At 30.5% G+C, this 24,157-nt stretch carries 20 protein-coding genes; 16 read left to right on the top strand and 4 right to left on the bottom strand.

The window, feature by feature from the left end; translation table 11 throughout:
• Positions 1-561: 561 nt before the first annotated feature.
• The 4 genes from KEC93_RS13570 to KEC93_RS13555 all read left to right on the top strand — a co-directional run bounded on the left by KEC93_RS13570 (position 562) and on the right by KEC93_RS13555 (position 4,762).
• A complete protein-coding gene (locus tag KEC93_RS13570; protein ID WP_077869887.1) occupies positions 562-2,829 on the top strand; it encodes a discoidin domain-containing protein in 2,268 nt (755 codons plus the stop codon).
• 426 nt (positions 2,830-3,255) lie between these two features.
• Positions 3,256-3,432 (top strand): 30S ribosomal protein S21, encoded by a 177-nt coding sequence (rpsU, locus tag KEC93_RS13565; protein ID WP_012058882.1) that lies wholly within the window; start codon positions 3,256-3,258, stop codon positions 3,430-3,432.
• A 252-nt stretch (positions 3,433-3,684) separates the two neighbouring features.
• The gene (locus tag KEC93_RS13560; protein ID WP_077869886.1) at positions 3,685-4,317 is read left to right on the top strand and encodes a YkgJ family cysteine cluster protein; all 633 of its coding nucleotides are present in this window, start codon (positions 3,685-3,687) and stop codon (positions 4,315-4,317) included.
• Positions 4,318-4,513: 196 nt separating this feature from the next.
• Positions 4,514-4,762, top strand: coding sequence for a hypothetical protein (locus KEC93_RS13555; RefSeq protein WP_023975607.1), 249 nt, complete (start codon positions 4,514-4,516; stop codon positions 4,760-4,762).
• 160 nt (positions 4,763-4,922) lie between these two features.
• Here KEC93_RS13555 and KEC93_RS13550 read toward each other — a convergent pair whose 3' ends face one another.
• Both KEC93_RS13550 and KEC93_RS13545 read right to left on the bottom strand, forming a co-directional pair.
• Positions 4,923-5,060, bottom strand: a complete 138-nt coding sequence (locus KEC93_RS13550) for a hypothetical protein (RefSeq protein WP_023975606.1) — start codon at positions 5,058-5,060, stop codon at positions 4,923-4,925.
• Between the two features lie 675 nt (positions 5,061-5,735).
• Positions 5,736-7,991 carry an SPFH domain-containing protein gene (locus KEC93_RS13545; protein WP_077869530.1) on the bottom strand — a complete coding sequence of 752 codons (2,256 nt, stop codon included), beginning with the start codon at positions 7,989-7,991 and terminating at the stop codon, positions 5,736-5,738.
• 559 nt (positions 7,992-8,550) lie between these two features.
• Here KEC93_RS13545 and KEC93_RS13540 point away from each other — a divergent pair.
• Together KEC93_RS13540 and KEC93_RS13535 are read left to right on the top strand one after the other, a co-directional pair.
• Positions 8,551-9,471: an ATP-binding cassette domain-containing protein gene (locus KEC93_RS13540; protein WP_077869531.1), complete on the top strand. Its 921-nt coding sequence runs from the start codon at positions 8,551-8,553 to the stop codon at positions 9,469-9,471.
• Positions 9,468-10,193: an ABC transporter permease gene (locus tag KEC93_RS13535; protein ID WP_077306963.1), complete on the top strand. Its 726-nt coding sequence runs from the start codon at positions 9,468-9,470 to the stop codon at positions 10,191-10,193. The genes KEC93_RS13540 and KEC93_RS13535 overlap by 4 nt, the downstream gene beginning before the upstream one ends.
• 994 nt (positions 10,194-11,187) lie before the next feature.
• Here the strand turns inward: KEC93_RS13535 and desB are convergent.
• Positions 11,188-12,234, bottom strand: a complete 1,047-nt coding sequence (gene desB, locus KEC93_RS13530; RefSeq protein WP_077869532.1) for a Delta(10) desaturase DesB — start codon at positions 12,232-12,234, stop codon at positions 11,188-11,190.
• Between the two features lie 315 nt (positions 12,235-12,549).
• Between desB and KEC93_RS13525 the strand changes: the two genes are divergently transcribed.
• The 9 genes from KEC93_RS13525 (at position 12,550) to KEC93_RS13485 (ending at position 21,421) form a co-directional block, all read left to right on the top strand.
• Positions 12,550-12,858, top strand: a complete 309-nt coding sequence (locus tag KEC93_RS13525) for a PTS sugar transporter subunit IIB (RefSeq protein WP_077830808.1) — start codon at positions 12,550-12,552, stop codon at positions 12,856-12,858.
• Positions 12,859-12,886: 28 nt separating this feature from the next.
• Positions 12,887-14,137: a PTS sugar transporter subunit IIC gene (locus KEC93_RS13520; RefSeq protein WP_077869533.1), complete on the top strand. Its 1,251-nt coding sequence runs from the start codon at positions 12,887-12,889 to the stop codon at positions 14,135-14,137.
• Positions 14,138-14,217: 80 nt separating this feature from the next.
• Complete coding sequence (locus KEC93_RS13515) at positions 14,218-15,528, top strand: 6-phospho-beta-glucosidase (protein WP_077869534.1); 1,311 nt, start codon at positions 14,218-14,220, stop codon at positions 15,526-15,528.
• A gap of 18 nt (positions 15,529-15,546) precedes the next feature.
• Entirely contained in the window at positions 15,547-15,852 is a 306-nt protein-coding gene (locus tag KEC93_RS13510) for a PTS lactose/cellobiose transporter subunit IIA (RefSeq protein WP_012058871.1), read from the top strand.
• A 111-nt stretch (positions 15,853-15,963) separates the two neighbouring features.
• Positions 15,964-17,058, top strand: a complete 1,095-nt coding sequence (locus KEC93_RS13505) for an N-acetylmuramoyl-L-alanine amidase (RefSeq protein ID WP_077869535.1) — start codon at positions 15,964-15,966, stop codon at positions 17,056-17,058.
• 24 nt (positions 17,059-17,082) lie between these two features.
• The gene (locus tag KEC93_RS13500) at positions 17,083-18,489 is read left to right on the top strand and encodes a DUF5050 domain-containing protein (RefSeq protein WP_077869536.1); all 1,407 of its coding nucleotides are present in this window, start codon (positions 17,083-17,085) and stop codon (positions 18,487-18,489) included.
• Between the two features lie 177 nt (positions 18,490-18,666).
• Complete coding sequence (locus KEC93_RS13495; RefSeq protein WP_077869537.1) at positions 18,667-19,752, top strand: DUF871 domain-containing protein; 1,086 nt, start codon at positions 18,667-18,669, stop codon at positions 19,750-19,752.
• Between the two features lie 238 nt (positions 19,753-19,990).
• A complete protein-coding gene (locus tag KEC93_RS13490) occupies positions 19,991-20,776 on the top strand; it encodes a pseudouridine synthase (protein WP_077869538.1) in 786 nt (261 codons plus the stop codon).
• 306 nt (positions 20,777-21,082) lie between these two features.
• Positions 21,083-21,421 carry a DUF2500 domain-containing protein gene (locus tag KEC93_RS13485; RefSeq protein WP_077869539.1) on the top strand — a complete coding sequence of 113 codons (339 nt, stop codon included), beginning with the start codon at positions 21,083-21,085 and terminating at the stop codon, positions 21,419-21,421.
• A 2-nt stretch (positions 21,422-21,423) separates the two neighbouring features.
• Here KEC93_RS13485 and KEC93_RS13480 read toward each other — a convergent pair whose 3' ends face one another.
• Positions 21,424-22,215 carry an AraC family transcriptional regulator gene (locus KEC93_RS13480; RefSeq protein WP_077869540.1) on the bottom strand — a complete coding sequence of 264 codons (792 nt, stop codon included), beginning with the start codon at positions 22,213-22,215 and terminating at the stop codon, positions 21,424-21,426.
• A gap of 254 nt (positions 22,216-22,469) precedes the next feature.
• Here KEC93_RS13480 and KEC93_RS13475 point away from each other — a divergent pair, with 254 nt between their 5' ends.
• Entirely contained in the window at positions 22,470-23,864 is a 1,395-nt protein-coding gene (locus tag KEC93_RS13475) for an MATE family efflux transporter (RefSeq protein WP_077869541.1), read from the top strand.
• Positions 23,865-24,157: the final 293 nt, after the last annotated feature.

Here is a 24,157-nt window from a genome sequence, read left to right as displayed (position 1 = left end):
TTATCAGAGTATTATCAAGGTATAAAGTAAAGCATACACATCGCAAGCAGCATATCATAAAAATAGTCCTTTACATAACTATAAAATTCTCGTTTATAATGAAATCACCAATGAATAAAGCAATATTATTGATAGCTCATTTTCAAATGTTTTCTCCATATTATGACTCTTGTGGTTACAAATATATTTATAATTTCTAGTGAAGATATTAACTTAAAGTTTCAGCAACTTTGTAAATATAGTCATCTAATAAGCAAATTCTTGTTGTTTAGTAAATGGAAGCACTTTATGTATACGTTTTAATTAAGTTCTCTACATAAAACCTACTTCCAGTTACTAATTAAATAAATTCAGTTAAATAATATGATATTTATCTTCATCATGCTTAATTCTAAAGCGCTTTAGTATTAGGTATTAGTGAAGTAAAATATAAAACTTAACCTCAAAACAGTTAAGTAAATTAATGTCTTTGTTGCAACAAAACAAGTAGAGTATTTTTAATTAAGAAGCTAATTATTCAAAATATAAGGTTAAATTGTATTTTTAGGAGGTAGTTTAATAATGATTAGGAGAAATAAAAGAATTTTATCATTAACTCTTTCAATGGCTGTCTTTACTACTATGTTTATGTCAACTTCATTTATCACAAAGGCTGAAACTGTAAGTTTAGGAGCAAACAGTGAAATTACCTCAAATGCATCTACACAAAGTGCAGCTGTAGCAACTAATATTGCGTTAAATAAGTCGGCAACTTCATCTTCAGTTACAGGTGGAAATACTGCTTCTTTAGCTGTTGATGAAAATGCAGGAACTAGGTGGGAGTCTACTCAAGGCAGTGATCCTCAATGGATATGTATTGACTTAGGTGGAAATTATAATATCTCAGGAGTAAAACTAAATTGGGAAACTGCTGCTGCAAAAGATTATAAGATACAAGTATCAACTGATAATAAAAATTGGATAGATGCTTATACAAAAACAGGAGGAACAGGAGGAGTAGAAAACATAACTTTTAATTCTACTGCAACCGGAAGATATATAAGAATGCTTGGAACATCAAGAACTACACAATATGGGTACTCTCTATGGGAATTTGAAGTATACGGTACTCCAGATGGTAATACAGCTAACAATGTAGATTTAGGTCCAAATGTTAAAATATTTGATCCATCAATGCCAAGTTCTGATATTCAAAATACTGTTGATAGCGTATTTAGTAAGATGGAGACAAATCAGTTTGGAAATGAAAGATATGCCTTTTTGTTTAAGCCAGGTTCATATAACGTAAATGTAAATGTAGGTTTCTTTACGTCTGTATTAGGACTTGGAAAGACACCAGATGCAGTTAATATAACTGGTGCAGTACGTTGTGAAGCAGATTGGATGGGAGGAAATGCGACTTGTAACTTCTGGAGATCGGTTGAAAATGTTGCCGTCACTCCAACTTATTCTTCTAATAATTTAGCGCCAGCAGGAACCTTAACTTGGGCAGTATCACAAGCTGCACCAATGAGACGTGTTCACATTAAAGGTGGATTGTCTTTATGGGATCCACTTGGAACTAATTACGATGGAGCTTGGTCTAGTGGTGGATTTATAGCTGATTCAAAGATTGATAATTCAATTACTTCCGGATCACAACAACAATTCTTTACTAGAAACAGTCAAATGGGATCTTGGAATGGTGCAAACTGGAACATGGTGTTTGTGGGGAACAATGGAGCACCTACAGATGACAATGCATATCCATCAACACCAGATACAGTAGTCAGTCAAACACCAGCTATTAGAGAAAAACCATTTCTTTATATTGATGATAGTGGAAATTACCAAGTTTTTGTTCCTGATCTTAGGAAGAATTCTCAAGGAATAACTTGGGCAAATGGTCTAGGACAAGGTACATCATTACCTATAGATCAGTTCTATATAGCAAAACCAGATACATCTACAGCTGAAAGCATAAATGCAGCCCTTAGCCAAGGAAAGAACATTATATTTACTCCTGGAGTATATCATCTTAGTGATTCTATAAATGTAACAAAGTCTAATACAGTTATATTAGGTCTTGGACTTGCAACTTTGATCCCAGACAATGGTACTGCCGCAATGAATATTTCAGATGTTGACGGAGTAAAAGTTTCTGGTGTTCTTTTTGATGCTGGAGCAAAGAATTCACCAGTATTATTGAAAGTTGGACAAGATGGAAGTTCTGCTGATCACTCAGCTAATCCTACAAGTCTTAGTGATTTATTCTTTAGAATTGGTGGGGCAGCAGTAGGAAATGCTGATACAAGTCTAAAAATAAATAGTAATAATGTTATAGGCGATGATTTCTGGGTATGGCGTGCAGATCACGGTACAGGAGTAGGCTGGACAGTTAACAATGCAAAAAATGGTGTTATTGTAAATGGTAATAATGTTACATTATATGGATTGTTTGTAGAGCACTTTAAGGAATATCAAACAATATGGAATGGTAATGGTGGAAAAGTATACTTCTATCAAAGTGAATTACCATATGATGTTCCAAATCAAGCATCTTGGATGAGCAATAATGGTACTCAAAACGGATATGCTTCTTACAAAGTGGCTGATTCAGTTACTTCTCATCAGCTTTTTGGATCAGGAATTTACTCATACTTTAGGGATGCTGTAGTATCAGAAAATAATGGAATAGAGGTTCCAAATGCATCTGGAGTTAAAGTACACCATGCATGTTCAGTATTTTTATCTGGTAATGGTGAGATAACACACGTAGTAAATAATATGGGCAATACAGCAAAATCTGGTAATATGAAGCAATCAGTTACTGACTATCCTAATTCTTAAAATTAAAAGCATATAAATTTCTTGATTTTCGATTCGTAAAAAGAACTCTCATTTTATGTGGGAGTTCTTTTTCTATTTTAGGAACTACCTATGAAGGAAAAGTCTTTACAAAGTATAATAATTTTATTTTCGTAGAAAAATATAATGTAATTAAATCTGTAGGCAAATTATAAAACAATATTTTCAAATGATCTTGAATGCAATCACGAGAATAAAAAAATAAATTCACCTGTCAGATTTTTTTTATATACATTAAAAAGTGCAGAGGACCACAGAATATCTAGCTTAGAAGTGTCATAAGACTTTATTACTAAACTATTAAGGCATTGACAGCATTTTAGTAAATAATGTATAGTATATTATGAGTTTATATTTGTAAACTATTAATGTGGTTTACAATACAGCGCCGGAGGGAGGGATAAAAGTATGTCAGAAATTAAAGTAGGAGAAAATGAATCTCTAGAGCAAGCATTGAGAAGATTTAAAAAGAAATGTTCAATGTCTGGAATCCTTTCAGAGGCAAAAAAGAGACAACACTATGAAAAGCCAAGCGTAAAAAGAAAGAAAAAGTCAGAAGAAGCTAGAAAGAGAAAGTTTAAGTAATAAATTATAGCGTTACTAATAGTATTAACTATTATAATATAAAACTATTTTACTTACAAAAAAGCGACTTCCACATTTTGTGTCTCGGAAGCATTCTTGGGGAAATTAAAAATTTACAGGTAGTTATTATTTAACTACCTGAATATTAACAGACTAAAAATTTTAGCCTAAAGTTGAAAGTATTTTTTTAAAATTTTCTGCTTTAGGCTCTTTTTATTAAGAAAAAATAATTTGAAATAGAGGAACTATAAAATGAAATTACTATTTGATGGCGAAGGAAAAGTAAATTATGACAAAATTGCTAAAAATACAACAGTTAAAGATGTGTTAGATGCAATTGATATATTTTTAAATAATAATCCTCTTGATTGTAATGGATGTGAGGAGAGCTGCTGCAAAAAGTCTTGGTCTGTTGAAATGGATAATGTATGTGTGAATAAACTAAGTAATTGGGATAATGAAGCTGCTTCGAATTTTGTGCAAGAAAAGTTAGTTAAAAAGAGAAATTACTATAGGGATTTTGATCAGTATGTATTAGATAAGAAAACTGACTGTAATTTCATAACAGAAACAAATCTATGCACTATATATGAAGAGAGACCAGTAATATGTAGGCTTTATATCTGTAGCGCGAGAAGTTATAGGTATAATGTGATTAGAGAACTGATAGGAAGTACATATTTAAAAGCACTTGTGCTTGAAGAGAAGATTAGAAAGAACGATTTCCCTGAACAAACGATTGATAAATATAAAAGAAATCCAGCAGTTTTTGCTAAAGAATACGATATACTTCTAGAAGAAATATTTGATTATGCAGAAGATGAAGGCTGGCTTTACTCAGATGAAAGAGATGAATTGTACGAAGAAATACCCCTAAATCTTTAACATAATTTTCGGTATAAAAGCATTGTGCTAAAGTCATATACGCGCAGTGCTTTCTTATAGTCCAGATTTTTCTCAAATGTAATTACAAATAAGATGAATAAAAAATAACCATAAAAATGTAACTTTAGTGGAAATTAATTGAATAGAGGTATACAATAGTAATGTACATAAAAAATAAATAAAAGGACTTGATAAAATGGAATATCTATATTCAATATCTACAGTATTAAGCTACATATTTCTAGTATTATTTTTTATCAGAGTATTTATAAATAAGAAAGAAATCGACTTTAAAAGTAATAAACTTGAATGGCAGGTGCTTGCGAGTCTAATAATTTTAAGTATTGTACCAATGGCAAACACATTCTTAACTGGTTCAAGCATTTACTTTTCAATACTAATGAAACATGATGACTTTATAAAGCTTATGAACAGAGAGCTTTAGAAGAGTTTCAGACTATCTATTATATATAGATAGTAACCCAGCTATTCCGACTTCAGAAGTATCAGTAAGATCTTGTTGAAGAAAGAATAACTGAACTTTCTATATGAAGTTAAAGTAAATTTATTTCAATTTACATTACCTTCCTTAGAATAATAATGTTTTATTGAGTTGTTTTTCCATTATCTAGTAACATTCGGCCAATAACCTTCTTAGGTCTTTTATTATTTTTAGTGTTATTTCCCTTTTGTTTCTTTTCTTCTATTAATTTCTTCATCATTTCTATTTGTTTCTCATTCATGTTTATCCCTCCAGTGTAAAGCCTATTCATAAAATAACAAGTCGTAACTCTCGTATATTTTCTTTCATATGCCTATAATAAATCATATAATCCAAATGATTTTACAATTTTATAATTGATTGTATCATAGATTCAAAAGTTTATAAACTAAAACAATTATATATATTGCAAAAATAATATTTCATAATAATTCAAAGAAATATTATAAAATATTTAACCATAACTGTGAATTGTGAAATGTGCATTGTGAATTCCAACAAATACATTCTACTTATTTCTAGGGCTTATAAAAAAATGTATCCAAATAACTTCAAAAGTTACTTAGATACATCTCGTTTTTATAGATATGAAATTTAAAGATTTGGCTTATTAGATAAACACATATTTATAAAGTTGTTAAGAATTTAAATTCGTATCTCAACTAGAAATCATAAATATATTTGTGTAGAAAACATTTGAAAATGAGCTGTTAAAGGTTCTTAGCTGTAGGTTGTTCCATTTTAGCTTGTCAAACTGAAAGTTGGAGCATGCTAAAATGGATACAACCTGCGGCTTAGAAGCTTCAGCGATATTTTCATAGCTTTTCGGAACAAAATATTTATGATTTTGGTAAGTTACCACATAAATTTAGTTTTAGAGTTGGATATCTATATAATACTAGAAGTAAAAATAGGTTTATACTTCAGGTTCCTTGGCTGAAATATTATCTTTCTTTTTAGCTATCTTTGATTCTTTAGAAGAACTATTCTCTGATTGATTAGTTATATCAGAATGTGCAGTAGTAATAGTATTTACTATTGATCCATTAGCACTAGCCATGTTAGCTAAAATCATGCTTAAAATTCCTTCCATAGCATTAGGAGTTTTTCCATCAGCCCCACCCATAATTACTGTTTGTGGTACAAGAGGGGATTTGCTTATCTTTAATGCTTCTGCAAAAGCAGTTAATACGCTTTGTTGTACTTGTAATTCAGGACCGCCATAAGCATCAACTAAGGCTTTAGCAGCAGTACCTTTTGCAAGACCAACCTTTGTTTCTTGTTCTGCAGTAGCTTCTGCAACAGCTTTGATATTTAAAGCTTGAGCTGCACCGACTTTTTCAAGTTTGAAAGCTTCAGCTCCAGCTTGTAATTCTACTTGTTTAGCATTAGCAGCTGCATTAAGTTCAGTAGCTTTAGCGTTAGCGGCAGCTTCAGCTTCTTTTGTATATCTTAAAGCATCAGCTTCTTGAGTTCTCTTGTACTTATCAGCTTCAGCAAGTTTTTGAGTCTTTAAAGCTAATTGTTCAGCAAGTTTTAATTCAGATTTACCTTTGTTATCAGCAACTTCTATATCGATACTTGATTGAGTAAGAGCCGCTTGAGCTGCACTTTTAGCAATTGCTTCATTAAGTTCTCTTTGTTTTTCTGCTGACTTTTGTTTTGCTTCATTTGTTTTAATTTCTTCCAATGCAACTTGTCTATCTCTAAGTTGTGCAAGGATTAGATCAATTCTCTTATCTGTTGAAGAAGCAGCAGGTGTACCAATTAATACTTCCTGTAATTCTAAATCATATAATTTGAATTTTTCCTTCATTTCTTTAGAAGCTTGTTCTTGAATAGCGCTTCTATCCTGTACCAATTCAATTAAAGTCTTAGTTTGTCCAATATTCTTAAAGTAACCTGCAACCATAGGATCTAGTGATTGTTCAATAAGAAGTTTAATATCACCAAATCTTTGGATTACTGAAGAGGCTTTTCTATAATCAATATTAAACACTACAGTAAGTGGGAGATTAGGTTCAAAAGCATCCTTAGTTATAAGATTAATTTCTTTTAAATTATCATCTAGTTTATGATCTCCAACCTGACCGCTAATCCATTTTAATATAACATTAGTAGTAGGAACTGGAATGATTTTACCTGCATAAGTATTAAATGGATACTTACCTGGCATCATACATTCTCTCCAAATACCTTTCTTGCCTTGCTCAACAAGTTCTCCATGAGAGTAATCTGATCCAGATACATCTTCACCTTTTTCACCAAAGTAACTAACAACAACACCTACATAACCAATATCTATAATACTTTTTGGAACTATGTCCACATTAGCAAATAACCTATTAATAAAGTAAACACCATCTGTCAATACCTGCATCTGCTTACCTTTTCTACCACCAGCAGCTAAGAATTTTTCGGGTTCTTGGAAGTTACTATGGTAATATTCATTTGTAATACCATCACCAACTATTGGAGCGATTATAGCTCCGTTATCTGGAGTAGGTCCTTCATTAACAGTTACTATACCAATTGTATCTTTAGTTTTAATATTGTTTCCAAATTCATCTTGTTCAAGATTTTTTGAGCTCGAGATAACTACAGGAATGAATCCATTAACTCTAAGCAAGTCACTTCTCATAGTTTCTATTTGCTCTGATTCATCCTTTGAAGTAAATATTGAATGTACTTTATCCTTTGTAATTATGATAAACTGAGCTAGATTAAATGCATAAGTACCTTCACGAAGAATTTGCCTTTGAGGACCTTTTTGCCCTCTATTATTTAAAAAAGCTACTACATCCTGAAAGGATTTACACTCAGGAATAACTTTTCCTAAAGTTTGTCCATCTGCAAGACTTTCTCCTGATCTTGCAAATACATAACCTATCTGTCCTTGTGGAATTGTTACAAGTCTTACTTTCTTAACCTTGTACTTAAAAGGAGTTTTAAAATGCACTCCAGCTCTTAGAACGTGTGGCTGATAACCAGCTTCACCCTTCAATGCAATTAAACCATCAGCAGGCACAGATCCTTTTAAGCTCCACCATTTTTCTACTATACCTACCTCATCAGTTCCGATACTTGTAAATCCTATGCCATAGAGTAATATAAATAGCGCTAAGATTCCAATACCCACATAAATTAAAATTGATATTGTTCCTGAATTCATAAAATTCCCTCCATAAATTTATTGTCTTTTTCTAAGACATTTTCTTGTTTAATTGGTATAGATAGTAATATATTATATTAGGCATTAATTGTAAATGTCCAAATTAGTCAGATTTCCTCATTAGATTTGTTGCCGTTACCAATTAGAATAAACTAAACTTTGTTATCTCTCGGAATATCATTCAATCGCTTTAAATCTACCTCCGATATATTTACTTTTTAAGAATATTTCAATGCACCCTGATTTATGAGCACTTTTTAGTAATTGAGCTATCAGAAATCACTATTATTAAATTTTTTTAATGTTATGTTTGCATAAACTAATACAATTGTATCACTTGCTTTTAAATGAATATCTCTTAGGGATAAATGGCTTTTATCTATAGGAATTGTATAAGTTTCAACAATGATAATATAGATTGTATGAATCCAATAAATTAAGGCTTATAAATTTTTATTACAATATTTTATTATTTAGGGGTATAATGGGAGTGGGCATGTTGAGAAACAGCTTCTATTTTACTTAGGAATATTTAAGACAAATTGAAGGGAATATTAATATGAATTATATATTGAAAACTGATAATCTAACAAAACAGTATGGAACACAATTGAGTGTAAGTAACTTATGTATTAACATCGAGGAAAATGATATATATGGGTTTATAGGAAGAAATGGAGCAGGAAAAACAACTACTTTGAAGATGATCTTAGGATTGATTCCTGCAACTAGTGGTAAAATAACGGTTTTGGGAAAGGAAGTTAATAAAAAGAATATTTCTTATTTAAGAAATATAGGATCTATTATAGAATTTCCATCGTCTTATGAAAACCTAACTGCTTATGAGAATTTAAAACTTCATTCTAATTATATGGGGGTGGAAGATAAGGGAATAATAGACGAGTGCTTAGAAAAAGTTGATCTTTTAAATGATAAGAATAAAAAAGTTAAAGAGCACTCATTAGGTATGAAACAAAGGCTTGGTATAGCGCGTGCAATTCTTCATAAGCCAAAGCTTTTAATTTTAGATGAGCCTACTAATGGATTAGATCCACTAGGAATAAGAGATCTTAGAAATTTCATACTAAGACTTGCTAATGAGGACAATATGACTTTTATAATATCAAGTCATATATTAAGTGAACTAGAACTTACAGTGACTAAGCTTGGGATTATAGAAAAAGGAATCTTATTAAAAGAAGCTTCAATGAATGAGATTAATGATAGTTACGAGGAATATGTTGATGTTAAAGTTGACGATGTGAAAAAAGCGCAAAAAGTATTAAATGAAAATTTGAACTTAGATAGTTCATTAATTGATGACAACTATTTAAGACTTAATATAAAAAGAAAAGAAATGAAAACAAACTATATAAGCAAAGCACTAGTAAATAATAGTGTGGAGTTATTTGAATTAATTAAACATAAGGAAGGTTTGGAGGATTATTTTGTAAGGATTTCAGGAGGAATAAGGTTATGATGAAATATGTTTTAGCAGAGATTTTTAAGTATAGAAAGGCAAAGATCAAATTCTGTACAATAGTGCTATTTATTCCAACTGTTATTTCATTTATAATATATGGCTTTAATAAAAAATATAATTCATTACTTTTATGGGAAGGTTATTTAAATGTGATATTTTCTTTCCTAAATGATATTGTAGCACCTATAGTTTATGGAATAATAGCTGCTTATATCTTTGGACATGAATATGAAACCAAAACTATGAACGTAATGTTTACTTATCCTATTAATAGAATGAAGCTTTTATTTTCTAAGCTTGCATGCATTCTTTATATTATAGCAATTACTTTAATATTAGTATTCTTCACTTCAATAATTTTAGGATTTTTACTAAAGCATGAAAGCTTAAATATGGATTTACTTATATATTATTTCATATCACTTTTAAAGATGATAGTATATCACTTTATGCTTGTTTGCATAACTTGTGCAGTTGCTATCTACTCAAAAAATGTATTGCCAGGCATAATATTTGTTATCTCAGCTACTTTCGCAAATATAGTAATAGTAAATACACAGTTATCAGCATTTTATCCATGGAGTGCACCAGTCTTGCTAAGTCCACATGAAGGAGTTGGAAGAATCTTTATTCCATATACTTTAAGCATGATATCTCTAGTAGTTATTTTTTTAATTGGGCTCGCTATATCAATTAGAAAATATAGATATGTTGAGTAAAGATGTAGCATAAATCTAAATTTATGTGGTAACTTACTGAAATCATAAATATTTTGGCTTCGAAAAGCTATGAAAATATATTTATCTAATAACTCAAATTTTTAATTTAGATATCTATAAATGATAAAAACAAAGACTTAAAGTAACTAACAGATACTTTAAGTCTTTGGTTTTATAAAAATCTAATATTTATGACGAATTAAATCTTAATAATTTATATAGATAACCCAACTAGAAATAAGAATTATGCTTTTGTGAAATGTTTCATTAGAAATTTGATGGCTTTTAATCTTAGAATCACCCATCATAATTACCCAGAAACTGGAACAAAAGTATATTATTCATTTCGGCGAGTTGTATGCATAAATTTAAGTCTCACTTGGTTTATCTATAGATATCCAAATTTAAAACTAAACTTATGTGATAACTTACCGAAATCATAAATATTTTGTTCCGAAAAGCTATGAAAATATCGCTAAAATTTCTAAGCAGCAAGTTGTATCCAATTTAGCATGCTCCACCTTTCAGTTTGACAAGCTAAATTGGAACAACCTACAGCTAAGAACCTTTAACAGCTCATTTTCAAATGTTTTCTCCACAAATATATTTATGATTTCTAGTGATGATATGAACTTAAAGTTTTAGCAAATTTGCAAATACATTCATCTAATAAGTTGAATTCTTAAATTGGATATCTATATAGATAAACAACTTAGGAATTTGATTTATACTTCGCAATAAATACCGTACTAGAAAGTAGAAACATTTTTATGCAGCGGGCATTGAAAATGAGCTGTTAAAAGCTTTTAATTGCAGGTTGTTCAATTAATGCTTGTCACAATGAAATTGGGAGCAAGCATTAGTTGTGCAACCTGCAATTTAGAACTTTCAGCGAAATTTTCATAGTCCTGTGAAATAACAATGTTTCTACTTTCGGTGGATTATTGCATAAGTATAAGTTATATATTGTTTATCTATATATCTCTAATTCTATTTATAGATTATGATAAGAAATTTTATTAGGTTTTAATCCTTTTTCTAGTGAAGTATATATGCGTTTGTTTCTTGGATCTATTAATTCCTCGTTATTATAATAGATTCTAGGAGTTTTCCAGAGAAGCTTCAAAGCGCTGCTAAGAGGCATTTGATGATATCTATCTGGCCATAATTTTAATATTTCTTCCTTTACTAGAGAATAGTATTTAGGATTCATTCCTGGAAATAGATGATGCTCTGTGTGGTAAGAAAAATTAAAATGTAGAACATCAAGCCACTTTGGAACTGTTACTGAGAGACTATTAACTAAAGGATCATTTATAGGTACAAGAGGATTTAATCTATGATTACTTGATATATAACACATTACAATGAAATTTCCTATAAGGAATGGAAGTAAATATGAGAAAATCCATTTATCAGTTTCAACTAAGAAGAATAAACCTATCCATATAATCCAAGGGAGTATAAACTGAATCCATAGTTTTATGCTTTTTTGTCTTTTAAATTCTTTAACATATATAAAGAACATGCGAGTTCCATGAAGAGTAAAGGAAATACTTAATGCTGAGAAACTAAATAGTGAGCGAAACCACAAAGGAAGTTTATAAATGTACTTTATAAAAGATCTATTGCTAAATTGCTCAAAGCTCATCCAAGCATCTGGATCATTTATTTCATGTTGAGTGTTAGCATGATGACTCATATTGTGCCACTTAATCCAAAGGTTTGGACCTATGCTTAAGGGCAAAAAAGCCATACCTCCAAGCAAGTTTTTTAACCAATGTGTTTTTACAACAGTGCCATGTAAAATTTCATGCCCAAGAAAGCCTATGGATGCAAAACTAAAGCCTAAAACTAAAGATATTAAAAAGTTTATAATGTTATTAAATCTACATAGAGTAATTGTGAGTATTCCACAAATTATAATAATTGTATATGCAAGTCCTCCAAACAGCCTCGAAGGTACTGGTTTAAATGCATTTTTAGGTAGTTTGGGGGATATCTTATTAGCATACCACCCTATATTATGAAGTTCTTTCATCGATTTTACCGCCTTTCGTGATCCATAAAGTATCAATAATATTTATCTAATCAACGTACATGGATTTAAAATATAATTTCCAAAGTACTTAATTCATGTTAACAATAATCATTATCAGTTGTCAATAATTATTTGTTAATATTTCTTCGCAAATCTTAATTTTGCTAATTGATGAAACAAAATTTCAATCATAAGAGTTTTTTATGAAACTTTATTAAATTAAAACCAAAAGCGGGTAATAATACGGATAGTACTAAAATACATATATTGTAAAGCAGCATTTAAATATATTGCTAATTGAAGGGGGATATTGTTATGAAAGTTTTAATGGTTTGCTCCGGGGGAATGTCTAGTGCAATTGTTGTACAAGCGATAAAAAAGGAAGCTGATAAAGAAGGATTTGATCTAGAAATCAAAGCGGTAGGAACTAGCGATTTTGAGGATGAAATTCAGCAAAATAAATATGATTTAGTTTTAGTTGCACCTCAGGTAAGACATAGGCTAAATGGCTTTAAAGATCAAGCTAAGGAATATAGTCTTGAAGTAATTGCTATTGAACCAATGGGATATACGCCTCTTGGTGGAGCAAGAGTTCTTAAGCAAATAAAGAGCTATTGTAAGTAAAAACCATAATAAATGATAAGGAGGAAGTATGAATAAATTTTTTAATTGGCTAGAAAAGTACTTATTGCCACCAATGACTAAATTATCTGAGCAGAGGCACTTAAAAGCTATTAGGGATGGTATAGTATCTACTATTCCACTTATAATAATTGGAAGTTTTTTTCTCGTAATTGCAGTTCCGCCAAATGACTGGCTAAAGCAATTAGTGGCTCCATATGTTAATCAGATAATGTTTCCATATCGCTTAAGTATGGGCATAATGGCCTTATATGCATCTTTTGGAATAGCATATAATCTAGCAAAGTCATATAAGCTAGATCCTTTATCTGGTGGAAGCTTAGGTCTTGCAGCATTCTTGCTTACAAATGTTCCATTAAATATTGATCCTAACGGCTGGATGTTATCGTTATCTAGTTTAGGCGGATCTGGTATGTTTACTGCTATTATAATGTCTATTTTTGCTGTAGAAATCTTTAGAGTATGCAAAGAAAAAAATCTAACTATTAAGATGCCAAAAGAAGTCCCAACATCAGTTGCTAATTCTTTTGCAGCTCTTATTCCAGCAGCTTTTATTATAGTACCAATATGGATCATAAGAGATTTATTAAATTTTGATATTCAAAAATTTGTGCTAAGTATATTTACACCTTTGGTAACTGCAGGTAATTCACTTCCTGGAATATTAGTTCCAATCTTGCTTATTACACTTTTATGGGGATGCGGAATACATGGAGATTCTGTTGTAGGTACTGTTGCAAGGCCAATATGGCTTGCAATGCTTGATGCTAATGTAGCAGCTCAAGCAGCTGGACAGCCTATTCCTAATATAGCACCAGAGCCATTTTTTCAATGGTTTGTATGGATTGGAGGGTCAGGAGCAACAATAGGACTTGTAATATTAATGCTAGGCTCTAAATCAAGATACTTAAAAGATATCGCTAGAGCAAGTTTAATCCCAGGAATCTGTAATATTAATGAGCCGGTCATATTTGGAGCTCCAATTATGTTAAATCCATTATTAATAATACCATTTATTCTTGGGCCATTAATTTGCGGGTGTGTATCATACTTTGCTATGACTTTAAATTTAGTATCTAAACCAGTTATTTTGGCACCATGGACATTGCCAGCACCTATTGGCGCTTATCTAGCAACTGGTGGAGACTGGAGAGCAATAATTTTAGTATTAATAAATATAGCTATTGTAACTGCTTTATATTTTCCATTCTTAAAAGCATATGAAAAGAAATTAATTAAAGAGGGTATGGAGAATAATTAATAAAGATTGATTGTAGTTTTAAATTTGTTATGCAGTTATTGCACAAATACTGCATAACAAAATCAAGTTGGAGGCGCAAGATGAATGAGTTGAAAATTGTAATAATTGGTGGAGGCAGCAGCTATACTCCAGAAATAATAGAAGGATTTATAAAGAGAAAAGACGAACTTCCAGTTAAGGAAATAGTCTTAGTCGATATAGAAGAAGGTAAAGAAAAGCTTAATATAGTAGGAGCTCTAGCAAAGCGAATGTGTGAAAAGGCTAATTTAGACATTAGAATTTCTCTCACATTAGATAGAAGAGAGGCTCTAAGTGATACTGATTTTGTAGTTACACAATTTAGAGTTGGAGGATTAGATGCAAGGGCACGAGACGAGAGATTCCCTTTAAAGTATAACGTATTAGGTCAGGAAACAGTTGGTCCAGGAGGTTTTGCAAAAGCTCTTAGGACAATTCCTGTAATTCTAGATATTTCAAGAGATATGAAGGAATTATGCCCTAATGCATGGCTTATTAATTTTACTAATCCATCAGGAATTATAACAGAAGCTGTATTAAAATATACAAATATTAAATGTATAGGCCTATGTAATGTTCCAATACACATGAAGATGGATGTAGTTTCAATGTTAGATGTGAGCAGTAAGGATGTTTTTATAGAATATGTAGGACTTAATCACTTAGTATGGGGACGAAATGTATGGTATAAAGGCATAAATGTAACTGATAGAGTTATAGAAAAATTAAAAGATGGCGCAGAACTTACAATGAAAAATATATCAGATTTAAAATGGCCAAAGAAATTTCTAGATGCTTTAGGAATGATACCATGTCCGTATCATAGGTATTACTATATGACAGATAGATTGTTGAAGGAAGAAAAAGATGCAGCCAAAACTATTGGGACACGAGCAGAACAGGTAAAGAAAATTGAAGCAAGCTTATTTGAAAAATATAAGGATAAAAATTTAGACGTTAAACCACCTGAGTTAGAAAAAAGAGGTGGAGCATATTATTCGGATGCAGCTGTATCACTTATAAGTTCGATATACAATGATAAAAAAGACATTCATACAATAAATGTTAAAAATAATGGGACTATTAAAGGAATTCCAGACGACTCCGTTGTTGAAGTTAACTGTTTAGTAGATAAGAGAGGTGCAACTCCACTATCTTTGACACGACCTGTAGAAGAAAAAGTTTTAGGCCTTATTCACAGTGTGAAATTTTATGAGATATCAACAATAGAAGCTGGAGTACATGGAAATACAAATCAAGCTATAATGGCACTAGCTAATAATCCACTAGTCCCATCAGTAGATATTGCAATTAAGCTATTTGAGGACTTGTGTTCGTTAAACAAAGGGTATTTGCCACAATTTAATAAATAATATTAGGAGATGAACTATATGGAGCAAGAAATATTTGAAATAATATCACACGCAGGCGACTCAAGAGCATATGCATTTGAAGCTCTAGATGAAGCTGAAAATAAAAACTACGATAAAGCAGAAGAATTTTTAAAAAAGGCTAGAGAAGAACTCAAACTAGCTCATAGCACTCAGACGAAATTGATTCAAGCTGAGATAAATGGAAAAGGAATTAAAATAACGTTACTTATGGTTCATGCGCAAGATCAATTAATGACTGCCATGTCTGAAAATGTTCTAATTGAGAAAATGGTAAGAATGTATAAGATTATGAATGAAAAGTAAAATAAATTAAATATTATGTAATTAAATGAATAGTCTATACAAATTTATGAAAAAATAGAATGAAAAAAAATCTATACAGGATATAAAAAAATGTAGTGGAGGTAAGTATTTATGAAAAAATTTAAATGTATAGTCTTTGGAATTTTACTAGTCTGTACTTTCATATTACCTGTTTCTTATTGTAATGCAGAAGAAACTACTACTACGACTGAATCTAGCAATAGCAAAGTTTATGACTTACAACAAGATGCTTTTAAATATTATCAAGTCGAACATAAAGGAGCTTTAGGAATTCCAGTATCCTACTCATGTACAGAATCTGAGGCTGGAGATATTAGAAAATATACCGTGGAGCCTAAGTATTCTGAAAGAATTGATGGAAATAAAGTTGAAATACTTATTTCACAGGTTAATGTTACTGGTGAATCTGATAACTTCTATTCAGTTTTAAAAGATAATAAGTATATAAAGAATATTAAGCTAGATAAGCTTGATAATAATACAGCAAAAGTTGATATTGAGACTTCTGAAAAACTTAATGTTAAAATAAATCCTGTAAAAAGGAGATATTCTTCATTAGGGGACAATAAATATGAGTTTAAGACATTTATAGATGTTACATTTGAAGAAAAGGTTAAAGATAACTCGAAAATAATAATTATTGACCCTGGTCATGGAGGATCAGAACTTGGAGCAACAGCCAATTTCACTTATGAAAAGCAGTTAAATTTGGATATATCTAAAAGAGTTAAAGAAAACCTTGAAAGAGCAGGATATCGTATATATATAACTAGAGATGATGATAGCAATGTAGGATTATTAGATAGAACAGATCCAGCAAATCTTTTGAATGCAGATTTATTTTTCTGTATACACAATAATTCACTTCCATTAGATGTTAATATGCAATCTGTTTATATGTTTAGGGGAACTACTGTATTATATAATTCTACTGCTCCAAAACCAGGAAGAGAATTTGCAACAATACTCATGAGAGAAGTGTCTAGCACCATAAAAACTAACACATATCCACTTCAAGATAGACCAAATCTCGCAGTGTTATCATCAGCATGGTGCCCCGCAGTGCTTATGGAAACGACTGTTGAGTGCGATGATGGTGACGCAAAGATGATGATGCATAGACTTAACAGCCAGAAAGTTGCAGATGCATCACTTAGAGCTGTCAATAAATATTTTATAAAATAAAAAGAATCAGGGGTGGATGTATAGATGTCAAAAAAAGTTATTAATAGATTATTCTCAGTCATTACTATTACATCATTGATTTTTATGACATGTAGTACAAGTGCAAAAGCTGATACAACAGAAACTGATTTCTCACATACGGATTTTGGTACAATTTCAGGTTTATCAATTGAAAAGCAAAATCCATATGTCGAATATGCAGGAGTTGATCATTATCCAGTGCTAAGTGGTGACACTATTAAAATAAATATGAGTTCCAAGTATGATGGAGATTATTCTGACTACAGCAATTATGATCCAGTGCAGTATAGAGTATTTATAGCTAGGAGTGAAAATGAAGATTACACAGAATTAACTGATGGATATTCAAATCCAATACCCGCATATAATGAATTTACAATAGAAGATAATAATGCATTAACTGAAGGTAAATATAAAGTTATGATTTTTGTAAAAAGGTCTTCATCTAATGGAGCAGATCAAAATTCATATGGAGCTTATGATAAAATATATAATTTCAATTTTACTTGCTACAATAGCTTAGATGTGCCTAAAAATGACGATTCAAAAATTTCTAATTCATCAGGCAATATTGTAAATGATGGAATGGCTGTAGAAGATAATGATTATATATATTATATAAATAGGGTAGGAGATGTCTACGGAGCAGCTCCTGATTATTTGTACAAAATAAGGAAAAATGATCCGCCTAGAAAGGATATATGTGATTTAAGTTACAATACACAATTAATTCCAAATAGAGTATGGAATCTTAATCTTGTAGACGACTGGATTTACTATAGCAATTGGAAAGATGCTTTTCATCACAGTATAAATAAAGTTAAAACAGATGGAACAGAGGACACATGCATAGCAAATGAAGCAGTAGGAAATATGTTTGTAGAAGGAAATTGGATATATTATGTTAAAAGAACTAATTCACATTCAATTGATTTAAATAATATATACAAAATATCTTTAGATGGCAGTTGTAGAATTAGACTTAATTCATCTGCTACAGAGGATATGACTGCAAGCAATGGATGGATATATTACACTAATATATCTGATGGATATAAAATTTACAGAATGAGATTAGATGGAAGTGAGAATACAAAAGTATGTGATGATGAAACTTTATTTATTACTGTTTGTGGAGATACAGTTTTTTATAGCAACAAATCAGATAGTGATAAGTTATATAAAGTAAATGGAGATGGAACAGGAAAAGCTAAGTTATCTAATGACAAAGCTACTTTTATAAATGCAAGCAAAGATTATGTCTATTATGTGAATTATTCAGATAATGAAAATCTTTATAAAATTCCAGTTGGAGGAGGAAGATCTGAAAAGATTACTAACGAATATGGAGCTAATATAACAATTTTAGAAGATAAAATATTTTTTAATGGTATGTTTTATGATAAATAAATCATATCAATTAAATAGAGAAACACTATATTTAAAATACTTGTTAGTGAAAAGCTATAAGAAAATATAGATAGACCAAGTGAGACATGAATCTATGCATATAACGCTCCGAAATAAGGAGTATGCTTTATATGTTGTTTATCTATAACAAAAATTTTAATTAAGGGAGAATTTTTAATGAGAAGGCTAGGAATATCAGTTTATCCTATGCACAGTAGTGCAAATGAAATAGAAGATTATATAAAATTGGCATATAAATATAATTTTAAAAGAATTTTTACATGTCTTTTATCTTTTGATGGAAGTAAAGAAGTAATAATCAATAATTTCAAGAAAATAATACAATGTGCAAATGAAAATGATATGGAAGTAATAGCAGATATAAGTCCTAAAGTATTCGATGAACTTGGAATTGATTATAAGAATTTAGATTTTTTTAAGGAGCTAGGACTCTATGGTATAAGACTTGATCTTGGATTTACTGGTTTAGAGGAATCTATTATGTCATTTACAAGTAAGAAATTGAAAATAGAATTAAACATGAGCAATGGGACAAAATATATAGATAATATATTCTCTTATATGCCAAATGCAGATAATATATTAGGCTGTCATAATTTTTATCCACACAGATATACAGGATTAAGCTATGAACATTTTATAAAAACCAGCAAGCAGTTCAAATCGTTAGGAATTAGAACAGCAGCATTTATTTCATCTCACAGTGCAGATCATGGTCCATGGCCTGTAAACGAGGGATTATGCACTCTTGAAATTCATAGAGAGCTTCCAATAACAATTCAAGCAAAGCATTTATGGACATCTGACTTAATAGATGATGTAATTATTGCAAATGCCTTTGCTAGTGAAGAAGAATTAAAAGCATTAAGTGAAATAGATCCTTATGTTTTGACTTTAAATTGTGAGATAAATAAAAATGCACCTGAAACAGAGAAGAAAATAGTGCTTGAAGAATTTCATTTTAACAGAGGAGATGTATCTGATTATTTAATAAGATCAACTCAAAGCAGAGTTAAATATAAAGACCACAATTTTGAAGTATTTAATACTCCAGATATAAGAAGAGGAGATATTATTATAGAAAGTTCATTATATGGACATTATGCAGGAGAAATGCAGATAGCTAAAAAGCCTATGAAAAACTCTGGCAAATCAAATGTAGTAGGAAGAATTGCAGAGGAAGAACTGTTTTTGATTGATACTATAGCTCCATGGCAAAAATTTAAATTAGTAAATAATTAATGAAAAAGATGTTATAATCTATATGGATCAAATTGAAATAAAAGATGTATATGTTTCAAAAAGTTTATTTGATTCAGATTTACTTTAAACTATGGGTATCCAAATTAATAATTATATTTGCAGAATAGAGTTTATGATTTAGATTTATTAAATAACAAGTTGACATTAGGGACAAGTTTCAAGTGATAAGTTAATTAAAATTTTTTGAGTTTTTACAAAGGAAGAGATGTGACGATATATGCGATTAGATAAATTTCTAGCAGAGGCGGCTGTTGGAAGCAGAAAAAATGTCAGAATTTATATTAAAGAAGGCATGGTAAAGGTAAATAAAGAGCTGGTAACAGAGCCTTCAATGGAAATTGATGAAAACTGTGATGTCATTGAGTATCTTAATGAGATAGTCAGCTATGCTGGAAAATTATATTACATGTTTAACAAACCAGCAGGTTGTATTACTGCAAAAACTGATGAGATTCATAAGACCGTATTTGATTTTTTAGGCGAAGCTGGTACGAAAGGAATATTTCATGTTGGAAGGTTAGACAAGGATACAGAAGGATTATTGTTATTTACAAATGATGGAGAATTTGAACATAAGGTCATGTATCCAGAAAAGCATGTTGAAAAAACTTATTTCTTTTGGGCATTAGGTTCTTTAAGCGAAGAAGATAAGAACCAATTAGAGCAGGGAACTTATATTGGACAAGGTAAAATATTAACTAAGCCTGCAAGAATAGAAGTAGATAAGTTTGGCGTATATGAAGATCTTAAACATGAAATGGCCACCAATAATGTGAACAATATAAACTCAAATCATCATACGCAGCCAGTCGTTTCTGGATATCTTACTATTTCAGAAGGACGCAAGCATCAAGTAAAGCGTATGTTAAAGTCCGTAGGCTGCTACGTTATATATTTAAAGAGAATTTCAATTGGTGGACTAGCTTTAGACAAATCACTAGAGAAAGGCCAGTATAGGTCTTTGACAGAGTTAGAAATTCAAAAGGTGCTAGGAAATTTATAAAGTAGCTGATAATTAATAAGCTAAGATTTTTTGCATTTAAAAAAATCTTAGCTTTAATTTTTAAGAAAATATGTATTATAAATAGAAGTCTAATTCATTAAAATTTATTTCGAAAATTTCTTAAATATTGACTTTATTTTAGCATAAATAACGCTTAATAGGTTAATTAATGTAAATTTATGATATAATATGTATAAAATAGATAAGTATTAAATAAATAAGTTATCAAAATCAAGTTAAAATAAATAAAATGTAGAATTTAAGCTAAAGTAATAGAATTTTAGAAAGATAGGAAGTGGGTTAATCATGATTGGATTTCAGCTAATATTTTTTGTTTTCGTAGCTTTTATAATTTTTATAAACATCAGTAAATATATTAAAAATGAAAACTCACCAATTATATCCACTAGGGCAAAATTAATTAAGAAAAAAAGAGAAACGTGCACAAATACAGACAGCAATGGAGTTATGACAACTACTGAAAAGTTAATTTTAGAATTTGAGTTAGACACTGGGAGTGAAATGAAATTTATAGTTGGAAGACGTGTCTTCAAAAATGTTCCAGAACATGAATGGGGAACATTAACTTTTCAAGGAACACGCTTTTTAAAGTTTAACTCATCAAATGGGGTTGTTGAAAAATAGCATCATATACCTGTTCTAAATTTTGTAGGAGTAAGAGCTGTTAGTTCTTTAAAAATTCTGTTAAAATTTCTCTGACTTTCAAATCCACATTCCAAAGCTATAACCGTAACTGGAAGGTCTGTTTCGCTAAGGAGTTTTTGAGCTTTATTTATTCTCAATCTATTTATGTAATCATTAAATTGGTAGCCAATCTTATTTGAAAAAATTCTTGAGAGATAAAACTTACTAAAACCTAAATCTTTAGCTATACTATCTAGTGAAATTTTCTCATGGTAATGAATTTCAATATATTTAAGTAGATTTTGCATTGTACTGTTATAAAAAGTGCTGCTTTTTTTAAATGAAAAATGCGAATCAAGCTTTCCAAGTATGGTGTATAAAAGCCCTTTAATAACATATTTATTATTAGAACTTGTATATTCGTCATGGAGCATATATAAAAGAGAACTTACCCCATCATCGACAATATTTTTTGACATAAATGGATTCTCCAGTGTTTTGTCCATTCGTATACCAAAGAAGCTACGTGTAAGATCTGGTGAGAAAATAAATAGAATAATTTTTGAAAATCCGTCACTATTAAAAGTATGTATATCATTAGGGAAGCAGATAGAAACTTCACCAGCTTTAAGGCAGCATGGAGTATCGTTTATTGTAACTTCTATAGATCCTTCAATAACATAAGCTATTTCTACATATGGATGTAAATGTGGAGGAAAACTGAAATTTTCTAATATTTTTGAACTAAAAAAGTTTTGATCGCCAGATTTATTTGCTTCAAAAAATGGATACATATAAGACCTCCAAATATTTAATATATATAATTAGTATGTAGATAATTCAATGGTATTACAAGATATTGATAGAAACACAATCCTTGCAAAATTCTAAGAAGACCGATTGTAAATAATGTACACTTAAATTAAATTTAACATAAAAAATATAACATGCACTGCAATATATGTCTATATTGGGTTAATATATTGCCAGCTTAATTTATTAAATCCATGTAATATTGAAGTAAACAAAAGAAGGAGAGTTTTAAATTATGTCTGTAAAATATGTACATGATATGACTGAAGGTAATGAAGTTTCCCATATTATAAAATTCACTTGGCCAATGCTTATAGGCAATGTATTTCAGCAGTTTTATAACTTGATTGATTCAATAGTTGTAGGAAAGTTTGTTGGTGCTAATGCTTTAGCCGCAGTAGGTGCTTGTGGATCTCTAAGTTTTCTTTTTTTCTCTGTATGCTTGGGATTGTCTGTTGGTATAGGTATAATCATTTCTCAATATTTTGGAGCCAAGAAGGAAGAACAAGTAAAGAGAGCCATTGCCAATTCAACTTATGTGATTGGTGCATCTGGTGTTGTTATGAGTATATTAGGAGTTGTTTTTGCTCGTCAAGTTTTACAACTTTTGAATACACCACCTGAAATTTTAAATGATTCTGTAGCTTTTTTAAGAATAGCATCAGGAGGAATGATCGCTGTAGCATCCTATAATGCTATAGCAGCAATACTTAGAGCATTAGGTGACTCCAGTACACCTTTAGTTTTTCTAATTATTTCTTGCGCAATTAATGTTGTATTAGATTTAATCTTTGTGCTAAAATTTGGATTTGGTGTATCAGGTACTGCCTATGCTACTGTTATTTCTCAGGCATGTGCTGCAATTGGCTGCTTGGTATTTGCCCTGATCAAGAATCCATATTTTAAATTAAAGAAAGAACACTGGAAAATGAGTGAATCAATCATAACTAAATGTATAAGGATTGGAGTACCTGTAGCAGCTCAGAATTCACTGATTGCTGTTTCATTAGTAGCGCTTCAGAGTGTAGTAAATGGATTTGGAGAGACAGCTGTTGCAGCATTTACAGCTACTAGTAGAGTAGAACAGCTAATACAGCAGCCGTTCAATTCATTAGGGGCAGCTATGTCTACATTTGCAGGTCAAAATATGGGAGCTAATAAACTTGATAGGGTAAAAAAAGGATATCACAAAAGCATTTTAATAGTAGCTGGATTTAGCCTTTTAGCATTTATTGCAGCTCAATTTGGAGGTCAGGCTATAATGGAAGTGTTTGTTAAAGATGAATCAGTAATAAATCTTGGAGATAAAGCAATAAGAATTACAAGTTGTGCATACTTTCCTCTTGGAATGATTTACGTTACAAGAGGTGTACTAAATGGTACAGGAGATGCATTTTATGCTATGGTTAACGGTTTTGTTGAAGTGGCTGGAAGAGTTGGATTTTCAAGTGGACTAGCTATACTTCCTTTCCTAGGAGTTTGGAGTGTGTGGGTAACCAGTGGACTAACTTGGACTATTACAGCTATAGCAAGCGTAATACGTTACAGGCAAGGTAAGTGGCAAGATAAATCCATAGTTAAACCAGTTGAAAAAACTATAGAGTACAAAAAGTATGCTGAGAGCAAGTAAATGAATATCTTATAAAGTGCTGTAAGCAAAAGAAAAACAAATTAAAATAATTTTAGGGCAAATATTGACTATAAAAAGGCTGTGTTTTTACGTAGCCTCTTTATTTTCTATGAATTAATAAAACATTAAGTTCATATTTTCATGCTTTTCGGAAGAAAAGTATATTACTCATTTCGGTTAGGTATACTCATAAGTATAGCTTATAGTTAGTTTATCTATATACATAAACTAATTAGAATAGTATAATCATTCTGTTAATGATATTTTAGTAAAAGTAATTTTTAACTTTACTT

The organism is Clostridium beijerinckii, assembly GCF_018223745.1.
In the GTDB taxonomy this organism is placed as follows: Bacteria; Bacillota; Clostridia; order Clostridiales; family Clostridiaceae; genus Clostridium; species Clostridium beijerinckii.
Note: the sequence above shows the minus strand (reverse complement) of the source record. Positions and strands in the feature narration are given on the sequence as shown.